General features: G+C 74.7%; 11 protein-coding genes and 1 riboswitch. All 11 genes read left to right on the forward strand.

The genetic code is table 11. The features are described 5' to 3' along the window. Positions 1 to 1,305: sugar MFS transporter (locus BJP40_RS02840; RefSeq protein WP_071278345.1), on the forward strand; the 1,305-nt coding region annotated here is incomplete at its 5' end. Continuing rightward, a complete protein-coding gene (locus tag BJP40_RS02845) occupies positions 1,302 to 2,297 on the forward strand; it encodes a methyltransferase (protein WP_071268570.1) in 996 nt (331 codons plus the stop codon). The genes BJP40_RS02840 and BJP40_RS02845, both read left to right, overlap by 4 nt. Further along, complete coding sequence (locus BJP40_RS02850; RefSeq protein WP_079170866.1) at positions 2,294 to 3,235, forward strand: endonuclease; 942 nt, start codon at positions 2,294 to 2,296, stop codon at positions 3,233 to 3,235. Before BJP40_RS02845 ends, BJP40_RS02850 begins: the two co-directional genes overlap by 4 nt. Positions 3,236 to 3,273: 38 nt before the next feature. Further along, complete coding sequence (locus BJP40_RS02855) at positions 3,274 to 3,840, forward strand: sugar O-acetyltransferase (protein ID WP_071278347.1); 567 nt, start codon at positions 3,274 to 3,276, stop codon at positions 3,838 to 3,840. After that, positions 3,837 to 4,577, forward strand: a complete 741-nt coding sequence (locus BJP40_RS02860; RefSeq protein WP_071268573.1) for an HAD family phosphatase — start codon at positions 3,837 to 3,839, stop codon at positions 4,575 to 4,577. The genes BJP40_RS02855 and BJP40_RS02860 overlap by 4 nt, the downstream gene beginning before the upstream one ends. Continuing rightward, a complete protein-coding gene (locus BJP40_RS02865; RefSeq protein WP_071278348.1) occupies positions 4,565 to 6,256 on the forward strand; it encodes a glycoside hydrolase family 13 protein in 1,692 nt (563 codons plus the stop codon). Before BJP40_RS02860 ends, BJP40_RS02865 begins: the two co-directional genes overlap by 13 nt. An 891-nt stretch (positions 6,257 to 7,147) precedes the next feature. Further along, positions 7,148 to 8,569: a family 2B encapsulin nanocompartment shell protein gene (locus tag BJP40_RS02870; protein ID WP_071278350.1), complete on the forward strand. Its 1,422-nt coding sequence runs from the start codon at positions 7,148 to 7,150 to the stop codon at positions 8,567 to 8,569. Positions 8,570 to 8,767: 198 nt separating this feature from the next. Further along, on the forward strand, positions 8,768 to 10,207 hold the full coding sequence (locus BJP40_RS02875) for a family 2 encapsulin nanocompartment cargo protein terpene cyclase (protein ID WP_107416683.1): 1,440 nt from the start codon (positions 8,768 to 8,770) through the stop codon (positions 10,205 to 10,207). A 3-nt stretch (positions 10,208 to 10,210) separates the two neighbouring features. After that, positions 10,211 to 11,110: a geranyl diphosphate 2-C-methyltransferase gene (locus tag BJP40_RS02880; RefSeq protein WP_177204284.1), complete on the forward strand. Its 900-nt coding sequence runs from the start codon at positions 10,211 to 10,213 to the stop codon at positions 11,108 to 11,110. 196 nt (positions 11,111 to 11,306) lie between these two features. Beyond that, entirely contained in the window at positions 11,307 to 11,837 is a 531-nt protein-coding gene (locus tag BJP40_RS02885; RefSeq protein ID WP_071278353.1) for a DUF421 domain-containing protein, read from the forward strand. A 185-nt stretch (positions 11,838 to 12,022) separates the two neighbouring features. Next, positions 12,023 to 12,123, forward strand: a riboswitch (ZMP/ZTP riboswitch). Between the two features lie 37 nt (positions 12,124 to 12,160). Next, entirely contained in the window at positions 12,161 to 13,033 is an 873-nt protein-coding gene (locus BJP40_RS02890) for a bifunctional 5,10-methylenetetrahydrofolate dehydrogenase/5,10-methenyltetrahydrofolate cyclohydrolase (RefSeq protein WP_071278355.1), read from the forward strand. Positions 13,034 to 13,123: the final 90 nt, after the last annotated feature.

Raw genomic sequence — 13,123 nt, forward strand, 5'->3', positions numbered from 1 at the left:
GCCGCCGCGGCCGGACTCGTCCTGTCCGTGCTGCTCGGCGCGGTCACCGCCGCGCTCGGCGCCGCGCTCCCGCTGCTGCGCACCGCCTACGGGGCGGGCGCCGGGGACGCCGGCGGCACGGAGGTCGTCGTCGCCTACAACCTCGGGGCGCTCACCGCGCTCCTCGGCGCCGGCCTGCTGGAACGACGCCTCGGCGGGCGCCCGGCGGTGTCCTGGCTGCTCGCCGCCTTCGCCGTCGGGTGCGCCGGCATGGCGGCAGCCCCCGCCTGGTGGGTCCTCACCGTGTGCGCGCTCGTCACCGGCGCCGGCTTCGGCGGACTGATCCTGCACGCCAACACGTTCTTCGGCCGCGACGGCGGACCGCGCAGCGTACGGCTGCTCAACGGGCTGCACGCCGCGTTCGGCGCCGGCGCGGTGGCGGGCCCCCTGGTCGTCGGCGAGACCGGCGCCGTAAGGGAACTGCTGTGGGCGGCCGCCGCCCTGACCCTGTGCTGCCACCCCTTCCGGGAGGCGGCCTGCGGCGAACGGCCGAGGCCCGAACCCCCGGCGCCGCTGCCGGCCGGTCCCGCGCAGTCCGGGGCCCCGCCCACCCGGGGCACGCCACGGGCACCCGCGTCGCGCGGACCTGCACCCTCCGCGCCTGCGCCGTCCCCACGGGCGGCCGCCGCGCCGGCCCGCACCGGGCCGCTGGCGGCCTGCGCCCTCGTCGCGTTCCTGTACGCGGGCGTCGAGGCCGGGACCGGCGCACTGGAGGCCACCCACCTGGCCGCCGTCGGGTACGCCCCCGAGGACGCCGCCCGGCTGACCGCGCTGTTCTGGGGCGGACTCACCGTGGGCCGGCTGCTGCTCCCCGCGCTGGCCGGGCGGGTGGGCGGCGCTGTCCTCGTCCTCGCGGCGCTGCTCACGGGCGCCGCCGCACTGGCCGCCGCCACGTCCGGCGCGTTCGCCCCGGCCGCCTACGGGCTCGCCGGGGTCTGCCTGGCGGGGGCGTTCCCCACCCTCCTCGCCTGGTCCGTCACGGTCCTGCCGGACAGCGCCCGGCGGATCAGCGGGGTGCTGCTGACCGCGAACCTCGCCGGCAGCGCCGCCCTGCCCTACGCCCTGGCCCTCCTGACCGGGCCCGCACCGCCCGCCGCCGTCCCGCTCGCCCTCGCCGCGCTGGCCCTGGCGTCCGCCGCCGCCCTCGCGGCGGCCGTACGCGCGGCGGCCGTACGCGCGGCCGCCCCGGCACCCGGCGCCCTCCCCCATCGACCGCACACCCGCCACTCCGCCACCCGCCCCGACGAGATGGAGCACTCCGCATGACCTCGCCGCAGCCCGTCACCGACCTGATGTGGGCGCACTGGAAGACCAAGACCATGCTCAGCGCCGTCGAGCTGGGCGTGTTCACAGCCCTCGCCAAGGAGCCGCTCGCCGCCGCGGAGCTCCGCGCCCGCACCGGCCTGCACCCCGGACCCGCCGCGGACTTCCTCGACGCCCTCGTCGCCCTCGGCCTGCTGTCCCGCAGCGACGGCGTGTACGCCAACTCCCCGGAGGCGCAGGAGTACCTGGACGCCGGGAAGCCCGCCACCTACCTCGGCGACAGCTTCCTCACCCAGTGCGCCGGCCTCGCCGACGACCTCGTGGCCGTGCTGCGCACCGGAGAGGCGGCCCGTGCCGCCCGCGACGGACGGGACTTCTACGCCGGCACGTACGCCACCGAGGACTCCGTGCGCGCCTTCCAGCGCGACATGACGGCGCTCAGCATCGGATCGGCCCGGGCCATCGCCGAGCGGTTCCCCTGGGACCGCTACCGCACCCTCGTCGACGTGGGCTGCGCCGAGGGCGCCCTGCCCGCCTGGCTGCTGCGCCGCCACCCCCACCTGACCGCCGTCGGCTTCGACCTGCCGCCCGCACGGGCCGGTTTCGAGGCGTACACGGCCCGCCTCGGCGTGGCCGACCGCGTCGAGTTCTGGGCCGGCGACTTCTTCCGCGACCCACTGCCCTGGGGCGATGTGCTCGTGCTCGGCCACGTGCTGCACAACTGGGGGGAGGACGAGAAGCTCCAGCTGCTGGAGAAGGCGTACGCGGCGCTCCCGCCCGGCGGCGCCGTCGTCGTGTACGAGACGCTGATCGACGACGAGCGCCGCAGCAACGCGGTCGGGCTCATCCTCAGCCTGATCATGCACGCGGAGGTGCCGGGCGGCTTCGACTACACCGGCGCCCAGTGCCAGGAGTGGATGCGCCGCACCGGCTTCCGCGACACCTACGTCGAGCACCTGGACGGCCCCGAGTCGATGGTGGTCGGCTTCAAGTGAGCGACACCACCGACCTGTTGATGTTCTGGAACCTGTACGAGGCCGGTATCGAGCGGCTCGGCGGCCGCGACGAGCGGTGGCTCGCCCAGTGCGCGCTGGTCGCCGCCCACCGGCCCAGGGTCCTGATGACGACCGAGGGCTGGGGCTGGCACCTCGACGACCGTGCCCTCTTCGAGGACGCGAAGGCGGCCTTCGGCATGGAGGGCGAGCTGTTCACCGCGAAGACCGGCTGCCACCAGGCCGTCTTCTGGCAGCCCGACATCGAGCACCACGGCACGGAACGGCTTCCGCACGAACTGGCGCACTGGCACGGCCACGGCCTGGTCACGCTGGGGCTGCCGGGCCGGAGCGCGCCGCTGCGGTTCCTCGTCGCCCACCTGGACCCCTTCAGCCCGACCGGGCGGCGCATCGAGTCCGACCACCTGCGCCACCACGCGGACCCCTCCCTGCCGCCCCTCGTCCTCGCGATGGACGCGAACTGCGTGCCGCCGGGCGACCCGGAACCGGACTGGAGCCGCACCCCCCGGCACCGCCGCGACGACCACCTGCTCGACACGGAGGGGCGCGCCGACCGGATGCCGCTGCGGCGGCTGCTCGGCGACGACCCGGACGACCCGCTGCTCGTGGACGCGGGAGCCCGGTGCGGCGACCGGTCGCCGACGTTCGGCGGGCCGCTGTCGGCCGGGGAGGCGGAGCGCCGCATCGACCTGTTCCTGCTCTCTCCGTCGCTGGCCGGCGACCTCGTGGAGTACCGGACCCACGACCCCCGGCCCGGCCCGCCCGACGCGCTTCCCGCCGACCCCACGCCCGCGGCGGGCGGCGACCCGGCGGCCCCCGGCGACCGCCCGGCCCGCTCCGGCCACCACCACGCCCGTCCCGGCGACCGGCCCGTCGCCTCCGACCACCGCCCCGTCACGATCCGGCTCCGCCGCCGGTGACCCGAAGGACCAGCAGCCCGAAAGGCAGACCACAGGACGTGAGCGACCTCGACGCCGTCAAACGGCGGCTGAGCAGCGGCGAGCCGTACTCCGCGACCGACCCGGCACTGGGCCCCCACCGCGCCCGCTGCATGGAACTCCTCGACAAGTTCAACAGCACGGCCCTGGGCGACTTCAAGGCCCGTGAAGTGATCCTCGGCGACCTGCTCGCCCGCGTGGAACCCGGCGGCTGGGTCATGCCGCGCTTCCTCTGCGAGTTCGGGTTCTTCATCGAACTCGGCGCCGGAACGAAGATCAACTTCGACGCGGTGCTGCTCGACTGCGCGCCGATCGTCCTCGGCGCCGACGTCCTCCTCGGACCGCGCTGCCAGCTCTACACCGCCAACCACCCGCACGACCCGCAGCTGCGCCGCGCCATGTGGGAGAGCGCACGGCCCATCACCCTGCACGACCGGGTGTGGCTCGGCGGGGGAGTGACGGTCCTGCCCGGCGTGACCATCGGCGCCGACACGGTCGTGGGCGCAGGCAGCGTCGTCACCAAGAGCCTCCCCGCGGGCGTCCTCGCGGTCGGCAACCCGGCGCGGATCGTCCGGGAGCTGACGTGACCGCCGACGCGGGCGCCCCGCTGCCGGCCGGACACCACCGGGCCGTCGTCTTCGACCTGGACGGCACCCTCGTGGACTCCGTGCGCCCCGACTTCCTCGCCTGCACCGCCCTGTTCGAGGAGCACGGCGCCCGCCTGCCGCACGACGTGTGGGCCCGCGAGGTGTGCGGCCGCCCCGAAGGCTACGCACGACTGTTCGCCCTGCTGCGCGAGACCGCCCCGGCGCCCGGCACCGACGACGAGCGGCTCCGGCGCCGGCTCGCCGACCACTGGGACACCTTCATGACACCCGCGCACATCCGGCTGCTGCCCGGTGTGCCGGACACCCTGGAGCGGGCACGGGCCGCCGGGCTGCGCCTGGCCGTGGCCTCCTCGTCGGACGGCGCCTGGGTCCGCCGCTGGCTGCGCCACTTCGCGCTGGACCACCTCTTCGACGCGGTGGTCACCGGCGACGACGTGACCGCCCGCAAACCGGCGCCGGAGCCGTACCTGCGGGCCGCGGCGGCACTCGGCTGCGCGCCGAACCGCTGCGTGGCCGTGGAGGACTCCCTGACCGGCGTCGCCGCCGCGCGGGCCGCGGGGACGACGGTCGTGGCGGTACCGACACCCCTGACCAGCGGACTCGACTACGGCGCCGCCGACCGGGTACTCCCCGACCTGGTGGACGCCGACTTCACCGCACTGCCGGGCACGGGCGCCGTCCCGCGCAGGAAGGAACGGGAGCCATGGCCGACCTGACCGGTCCCGGCGGGGCCGACCGCCGTGCCGACTGGTGGCGCGACGCCGTCGTCTACCAGATCTACCCCCGCAGCTTCGCCGACGGGAACGGCGACGGCACCGGCGACCTGGCCGGAATCCGCCGCCGCCTCGAGCACCTGGCCGCCCTCGGCGTCGACGCCCTGTGGTGCACGCCCTGGTACCCGTCCCCCCAGGCCGACGGCGGCTACGACGTGGCGGACCACCGGGGCGTCGACCCGCTGTTCGGCACCCTCGCACAGGCCGAGGAGCTCATCGCGGAGGCCCTGCGGCGCGGCCTGCGCACCCTCGTCGACATCGTGCCCAACCACGTGTCCCGCGACCACCCGTGGTTCCGCGCCGCACTCGCGGCCCCGCCCGGCAGCCCGGAGCGCGCCCTGTTCCACTTCCGTCCCGGCCGCGGCCCGGACGGCGGCCTGCCGCCCAACGACTGGCGCTCCGAGTTCGGCGGCCCCGCCTGGACCCGCGTCCCCGGCCCCGACGGGGCACCGGGCGAGTGGTACCTCCACCTGTTCGCGCCCGAGCAACCCGACCTCAACTGGGCGGACCCCCGCGTGCGCGCCGAGTACGAAGCGGTCCTGCGGTTCTGGTTCGACCGGGGCGTCGCAGGCGTACGGGTCGACTCCGCGACGCTCCTCACCAAGGACCCCGCCCTGCCCGACGTCGGGGCGGGCGACGGCCCCGTGCCCCATCCGTACGCCGACCGGGACGACCTGCACGACGTCTACCGCTCGTGGCGCCGCGTCGCCGACTCCTACCCCGGCGGGCGCGTCCTCGTCGGGGAGATGTGGCTGCCCGACGCCGCACGGCTGGCCCGCTACCTGCGGCCCGACGAACTGCACACCGCGTTCACCTTCGACTTCCTGCAGAGCCCCTGGGACGCCGAGCGCCTCCGCGGCTGCGTCGACGCGACCCTCGCGAGCCACGCGGAGGTCGGGGCGCCCGCCACGTGGGTGCTGTCCAACCACGACGTCACCCGCACCGTCACCCGCTACGGCCGCGCCGACACGTCGTTCGACTTCACGGCCGACCGCCACGGCACGCCCTCGGACCTGCCGCTCGGCACCCGGCGGGCCCGCGCGGCCTGCCTGTTCACCCTCGCCCTGCCCGGCTCCGTGTACCTGTACCAGGGCGAGGAGCTCGGCCTGCCCGAGGCGGAGGACCTGCCCCCCGACCGGCTGCGGGACCCGATGCGCATCCGTTCGGGCGGCGCCCACGCCGGGCGCGACGGCTGCCGTGTCCCGCTGCCCTGGTCCGGGACGGCGCCGCCGTTCGGCTTCGGGCCCGCGGGCGGCGACGAGCCGTGGCTGCCGCAGCCACCCGCATGGGCGTCCCTCACGGTGGAGGCGCAGCACGGCATGCCGGACTCGATGCTCGCCCTCTACCGCAAGGCCATCCGCCTGCGGCGCACGGCACTCGACGCGGCGGCTCGGAAACCGGGCGGCGCCCCCGCATTCGGCTGGCTCCCGTCCCCGGACGGGGTGCTCGCCTTCCCGTGGGGCGACGGCCTGGTGTGCGTCGTGAACCTGTCACCGCGCCCGGCACCCCTGCCCGCCGCGCACACGCTTCTGCTGGCCAGCGGCCCGGTGCACAACGGCGAGCTGCCTCCCGACACCGCCGCCTGGCTGCGCCCCGGAGGCCCGGCGGGGTCGGCCGACTGAAGCGGGTGCCCCGTTCGGCCTTGGCCGCACCGTCCGCCGGCCGGGGACCGGCCGGCGCGGACACCCCGGCCCCGGGAGCCACCGCTCCTCCGGCGCCACCTGCCGTGCCCGGCTGCTGCCGGTTCCCTTGACGGCCGGCGCGGACCGACCGCCGAACGTGTCACACGGCGCCGATCGGACGACTCCGACCCACCTCGGGGCCTGGTCCCAAGGATCCCGCCGGCGCTGCGCGTGCGCCGGGCGCCTCCCAGGGGAGCCGGAGTGCGGGCGCACCGGCGGGGGGAGCCGCGGGCCGGGTCGGACGGGTGACGCCCGGCATCCGCCCCAGCCGCCCGAACCGGCCGGAGCCACTCGCCGTGCGAACGGTGTGCCGCCGTGAGGAGCGGGACCGCGCCGATCAGGTGGCCGACCCGACCGGCCCCGTCCCGCGGGGGTGCGCGCCGGGGCGGCACGGGTGGCCGCACGACGGCCCGGCCCTCGCGTACGGGTGCCGGCTGCACGTCGGCCCGGCGCGTTGCTCGGGGCCTTCGAGCCGGACCCCCGGTTCCTCCCCCCGTCGGTGCGGCCGGTGGAGCGCCCCGGCGGTGGTCGCTCCCGGCGGGCCGCACGGCCGGTCACCGGGGGCTCGCCGGCGGCAGCCCCGGTCCACGTGCGCCAGGAGTGCTTTCAGCGACCACCTACCACCGTACGGGCAGCTGTGCGAGCGGAACATCGAACAAGATCATCATATTGGGGTAATGCCGTCGGATCTACTGGACTGCCCCATCTGGCGGACCGTTACTGTTCCCGCGGATCTGGTCGCAAGCCCAGGTACTTTCCCTCCTTTCCTCCTCTTTGGCCGGCCGGCCCCGCCGTGCGCCGTCCGCTACCCCCGAAGGAGAGCTCGCCCCGATGACCGTCGACAGCAGCCCGGAAGCCCAGCCCGATACGCAGGCGGCGCCCCCGCAGCAGTCCCTCAGCACCGCAGCCGCCCGGAAGCTCGCCAGTACCACCAAGTCCGCGCCGCAGATGCAGGAGATCACCTCCCGGTGGCTGCTGCGCATGCTCCCCTGGGTGGAGACCAAGGGCGGTGCGTACCGGGTCAACCGCAGGCTCAGCTACACCGTCGGAGACGGGCGCGTCGAGTTCGTCCAGGACGGCGCCCGCGTCCGCGTCATCCCGCGCGAGCTCGGCGAACTCGCCCTGCTGCGGGGGTTCGACGACGACGACGTCCTGGCCGCCCTCGCCGACCGCTGCGTACAGCGCGACTTCACCGCGGGCGAGGTCCTGGTGGAGCGGGGTGTCCCCGCCGAGGAGATCCACCTGATCGCGCACGGCCGCATCAGCCAGCTGTCCGAGGGCCCGTACGGCGACGACATCACCATCGCGGTCCTCGCCGACGGCGACCGCTTCGGCGAGGACTCCCTCCTCGACGCCGACGCGACCTGGGACTACACCGCCACGGCGGAGACCTCCGGCACCCTGCTGACCCTCTCCCGCGCCGACTTCGCCGCCATCCAGGCGTCCTCGCCCGCCCTCCAGGCCCACATCCAGGCCTTCAGCTCCCTGCCCCAGCAGCGGCAGAACCGCCACGGCGAAGCCGAGATCGCCATGTCGGCCGGCCACGTCGGTGAGGCCGTACTGCCCGGCGCCTTCGTGGACTACGAGCTGAACCCGCGCGAGTACGAACTGTCCGTGGCGCAGACCGTCCTGAGGGTCCACACCCGCGTCGCCGACCTGTACAACGGGCCGATGAACCAGACGGAGGAGCAGCTCCGCCTGACCATCGAGGCGCTGCGCGAGCGCCAGGAGCACGAGCTGGTCAACAACCGCGAGTTCGGCCTGCTCCACAACGCCGACTTCAAGCAGCGGATCCAGCCGCACTCCGGGCCGCCCACCCCGGACGACATGGACGAGCTGCTCTGCCGCCGCCGCGGCACCAAGCTCTTCCTCGCGCACCCGCGGACGATCGCCGCGATCGGACGCGAGTTCAACGCCCGCGGCCTGTATCCGGACCACGTCGACCTCGGCGGCCAGCAGGTCCCGGCCTGGCGCGGTGTCCCGATCCTGCCCTGCAACAAGATCCCGATCAGCAAGGAGCAGACCAGCTCCATCATCGCCATGCGCACCGGTGAGGAGAACCAGGGCGTCATCGGACTGCGTCAGACCGGTCTGCCGGAGGAGTACGAGCCTGGCCTCTCCGTCCGCTTCATGGGCATCAGCGAGCAGGCGATCATGTCGTACCTGGTCACGACGTACTACTCCGCCGCCGTGCTCGTGCCCGACGCGCTCGGTGTGATGGAGAACGTGCAGATCGCCCGCAGGCGCGACTAGCCCGTGCCCTCGGAGTCCCGCCCGTCCGCCGGCGCCCGGCACGTCCGCCCGGCGCCCCCGGCCCCGCCCTGGCGGACGGCGGCACTTCGACGGCACTCCCAGCGGAATCCGCCCCACGGCCCCGACAGCCCGGGCCCCCGGCGCGGCGTGCTCGCCTCTGGATCCGGGCCAGTCCCACCACCGCACAAGGAGCTACGGATGCCCGATCCTGATCCCGCCCTTCCGCAGCCGAGCGTTCCCGCCGCCCCAGCCCACCTCGGCGCCCACCCCCTGCTCCGGAGCCGTGTCCCCGCCGGCCGCGCGTCGGCGGGTGCGGGTCTCCGGGCCGGGGGTCCCGCGGCCCCGCCGCCGTTCGCCCTGCCGACCGGAGGGCAGCCACTGGTGGCCCCGGCCGCCACGTCACCAGAAGCCGGCCCGCCCTCCCCGAGCCCCGCAGCACCCCCGGCCACCGGGGACGCAGCGGCCCGCCCGGTTACCGGGGCCGTCCCCGGCGGCCGCGCCGTCCCGGAGCAGTCCGTGCCGGACCCGAGGCGATCCGCGCTCGAGCGGCTGATGCGCGGCCCGAGCGGCCTGGGGACGGCCGCTCTGTCGCTCGCCCGGCGCGAGGAGGACGCGGACGCCTCCGCACCGGCCGCGGAGGAAGCCTCCGAGGAGGCCGCCGGACGGCCGGTCCCCGGCCTCTACTTCCACCCCGTCCCGGCCCCCGACCCCGTCCGCGTGGCCGAGGTCAGCCGGCGGATCAAGGACTGGGCCGTGGAGGAGGTCCACCTGTTCCCCGACGAGTGGGAGGGCCAGTTCGACGGCTTCTCCGTCGGGCGCTACATGGTGGCCTGCCACCCCGACGCGCCGACGGTCGACCACCTGATGCTCGCCACGCGGCTGATGATCGCGGAGAACGCGGTCGACGACTGCTACTGCGAGGACCACGGCGGCTCACCGGTCGGCCTCGGCGGACGTCTCCTCCTCGCCCACACCGCCCTTGACCCCCTCCACACCACGCCGGAGTACGCCCCGGCCTGGGAGGACTCGCTGGGCTCGGACGCGCCGCGGCGGGCGTACCGGAGCGCCATGGACTACTTCACCCGGTCCGCCACCCCCTCCCAGGCGGACCGCTACCGGCACGACATGGCCCGCCTGCACATGGGCTACCTGGCGGAGGCCGCCTGGGCCGAGACCGACCACCTGCCGGAGGTGTGGGAGTACCTGGCGATGCGCCAGTTCAACAACTTCCGTCCCTGCCCGACCATCACCGACTCCGTCGGCGGCTACGAACTCCCGGCGGACCTGCACGCACGGCCCGACATGCAGCGGGTCATCGCCCTCGCCGGCAACGCCACCACCCTCGTCAACGACCTGTACTCGTACACCAAGGAACTCGCCGCCCCCGGCCGCCACCTCAACCTGCCGGTCGTCCTCGCCGAGCGGGAGAAGCTCTCCGAGCGCGACGCGTACCTCAAGGCCGTCGACATCCACAACGACCTCATGCACGCCTTCGAAGCCGCCGCCGCCGAGCTGGCCGCCGCCTGCCCCGTCCCGACCGTGCTGCGCTTCCTCAAGGGCGTGGCCGCCTGGGTCGACGGCAACCACTACTGGCACATGACCAACACCTACCGCTACAGCCTGCCCGATTTCTGGTGAGAAATGGATTCTTCAGTGACTACCGAACTGACCTCCGCCGACGCCGCCGCCCCCTCCGCGTTCATCCCGGGCCCGACGACGCCCTACCAGGGGGACATCGCCCGCTACTGGAACAACGAGGCCAGGCCGGTGAACCTGCGCCTCGGTGACGTGGACGGGCTGTACCACCACCACTACGGCATCGGCGCCGTCGACCACGCCGCCCTGGGCGACCCGCAGGACGCGGGCTACGAGCAGCGCCTCATCGCCGAGCTGCACCGCCTGGAGTCCGCGCAGGCCGACGTCCTCCTCGACCACCTCGGCCCGATCACGCCTGCCGACACCCTCGTCGACGCGGGCTGCGGCCGCGGCGGCACCAGCGTCATGGCGCACCAACGCTACGGCTGCACGGTCGAGGGCGTCACGCTCTCCTCCACCCAGACCGAGTTCGGCAACAAGCGCGCACAGGAACTCGGCATCGCGGACCACGTCCGCGCCCGGGTCTGCAACATGCTCGACACGCCCTTCGACAAGGGCAGCATCACCGCCTCGTGGAACAACGAGTCGAGCATGTACGTCGACCTGGACGACCTCTTCGCCGAGCACGCCCGCTTCCTCAAGGTCGGCGGCCGCTACGTGACGATCACCGGCTGCTGGAACCCGCGCTACGGCCAGCCGTCGAAGTGGGTCTCGCAGATCAACGCCCACTTCGAGTGCAACATCCACTCCCGCCGCGAGTACCTGCGCGCGATGGCCGACAACCGCCTGGTGCCGCAGGCCGTCGTCGACCTGACCCCCGACACGCTGCCCTACTGGGAGCTGCGCGCCACGTCGTCGCTGGTCACCGGCATCGAAGAGGCGTTCATCGAGTCGTACAGGGACGGCTCCTTCCAGTACGTCCTGATCGCGGCCGACCGCGTCTGACCCGCCCGCCTGCCGGTGCCCGGGCCGGGTCCGTCCCCGAGGACGGGTCCGGCCCCGCGGCCTTCCCCCCGGGGGGGAAGCGGTGCACACGGACCCTGCCGGACGGACGTCCGCGGGCCGCTCCCCACTGCGGTGCTCCTCGGTGACGGATGCGCACCGTGCGTGACGACTGCGGCGGTCGGGGCAGACGTCCGGGGTGTTCTTCGATTCCTGGCACGACCTCGTGCGCGTCACCGTCATGGCCGTCTGCGCCTACTCCGCCGTGATCCTCGTGATCCGGCTCTCGGGCAAGCGGACGCTGGCGAAGATGAACGCCTTCGACCTGGTGGTCACCGTGGCGCTGGGCTCGACCCTCGCCACCATTCTGCTCAACAGCTCCGTGTCGATGGCGGAGGGAGCGCTGGCGCTGGCCCTCCTGGTGGCGCTGCAGTTCCTCACCGCCAAGGCAGCGGTGCACTCCGCCTTCTTCCAGGGGCTCATCAAGGCCGGACCCACGCTGCTGCTCCGGGACGGCCGCATGCTCACCGGCGAGCTGTACCGCCAGCGGGTCACGGAGAGCGAAGTGCATCAGGCCATCCGCTCACACGGCATCGGCGACACCGGTCAGGTCGCCGCGGTGGTCCTGGAGACCGACGGCACCCTCAGCGTGATCCCGCATGCCTCGGCAGGCTCGCGCGACGCCCTGCAGGGCGTCCGCCGACCGGGCGGCACCGCCTCTGAGACCTGACCCCGGGCGACCCACGCGCGCCCAGCCTGCCCTCCACGTCGCAGTCCTGACGCTGCCGTCACCGGGCGTGCGCCCGTGGCGGCGGCGCCGCGGTCCGTCCGTCGGGTCCACGCCGTCCCACCGCCCTCGCGCGCCCCTCGGGGCGGAAGACGTCTCCACGCCGGTGGCAGGCTGACGTACAGTGGGGGCCGGGCCGTGACTGGCGCTTGGGTGGAGTACCACCGGGAAGCGGCCCGGCAGGCCGCCGCTGCGGTCGTGCCGATTGCCGCGCGCCTGGGCGACGAACAGATCATTCCATCCGTCTCGCCGCCCGGGAGGTTCCGATGACCACCACTGCCGCAGCCCGCCTCATGGACGGCGGTTCCCTCGCCCGCCGCCTCGTCGAGGAGACCGCTGCCCGCGCCGCCGGACTCACGCGCCGCACCGGCATCCAGCCGTGCCTCGCGACCGTCCTGGTCGGCGAGGACCCCGCTTCCGTGACGTACGTGCGCATGAAGCGCGCCCGCTGCGAGAAGGCCGGGATCCGCTCCCGCCACGTCGAACTGCCGGCCGCCACGACGACGGAGGAACTCGTCGGCGTCCTCGCCGACCTGTCACGGGACCCCGACGTGCACGGCATCCTGCTCCAGCACCCGGTGGGCCCGCACATCGACGAGCGTGCCGCCTTCGAGGCCATCGCACCGGAGAAGGACGTCGACGGTGTCACCACCAGTTCCTTCGCGTCGATGAGCTTCGGCCTGCCCGGCTTCGTCTCCTGCACGCCCGCCGGCATCATGCGGCTGCTCGACGCGTACGACATCGATCCCGCGGGCAAGAAGGCCGTGGTCGTCGGGCGCAGCGCCATCCTCGGCAAGCCCGCCGGGATGCTGCTGCTGGCCCGGAACGCCACCGTGACCTACTGCCACTCGTACACCCCTGCCGCGGAGTTGTCCGCGGCGCTGCGCGAGGCGGACATCGTGGTCGCGGCCGTCGGGCGCCCCCGGTTCATCGCGGGCGAGGACATCAAGCCGGGAGCCGTCGTCATCGACGCCGGGTACAACGAGGGCAACGTCGGCGATGTCGACTTCGACAGCGCCGCGGAAAGGGCCGGCCTCATCACCCCGGTCCCCGGCGGCGTCGGCCCCATGACCATCGCCACCCTCCTCGGCCAGACGGTCGACGCGGCGGAACGGCAGCTCGCGGCCGAGACCGCCTGACCTCGGCGGGGCGCGGGGCCGGGGCGGCCCCGCCCCCCCCCCCCCCCCCCCCCCCCCCGCGCCCCCCCCCCCCCCCCCCCCCCCCCCCCC

Origin of the sequence: Streptomyces sp. CC53, from assembly GCF_001865245.1 — a bacterium.
GTDB lineage: Bacteria > Actinomycetota > Actinomycetes > Streptomycetales > Streptomycetaceae > Streptomyces.

Excerpts from the sequence above, each read along its gene's own strand:
- BJP40_RS02890 (WP_071278355.1), top strand. The coding sequence starts at position 12,161 with ATGACCACCACTGCCGCAGCCCGCCTCATGGACGGCGGTTCCCTCGCC.
- BJP40_RS02875 (WP_107416683.1), top strand. The coding sequence starts at position 8,768 with ATGCCCGATCCTGATCCCGCCCTTCCGCAGCCGAGCGTTCCCGCCGCC.
- BJP40_RS02880 (WP_177204284.1), top strand. The coding sequence starts at position 10,211 with ATGGATTCTTCAGTGACTACCGAACTGACCTCCGCCGACGCCGCCGCC.
- BJP40_RS02865 (WP_071278348.1), top strand. The coding sequence starts at position 4,565 with ATGGCCGACCTGACCGGTCCCGGCGGGGCCGACCGCCGTGCCGACTGG.
- BJP40_RS02845 (WP_071268570.1), top strand. The coding sequence starts at position 1,302 with ATGACCTCGCCGCAGCCCGTCACCGACCTGATGTGGGCGCACTGGAAG.
- BJP40_RS02870 (WP_071278350.1), top strand. The coding sequence starts at position 7,148 with ATGACCGTCGACAGCAGCCCGGAAGCCCAGCCCGATACGCAGGCGGCG.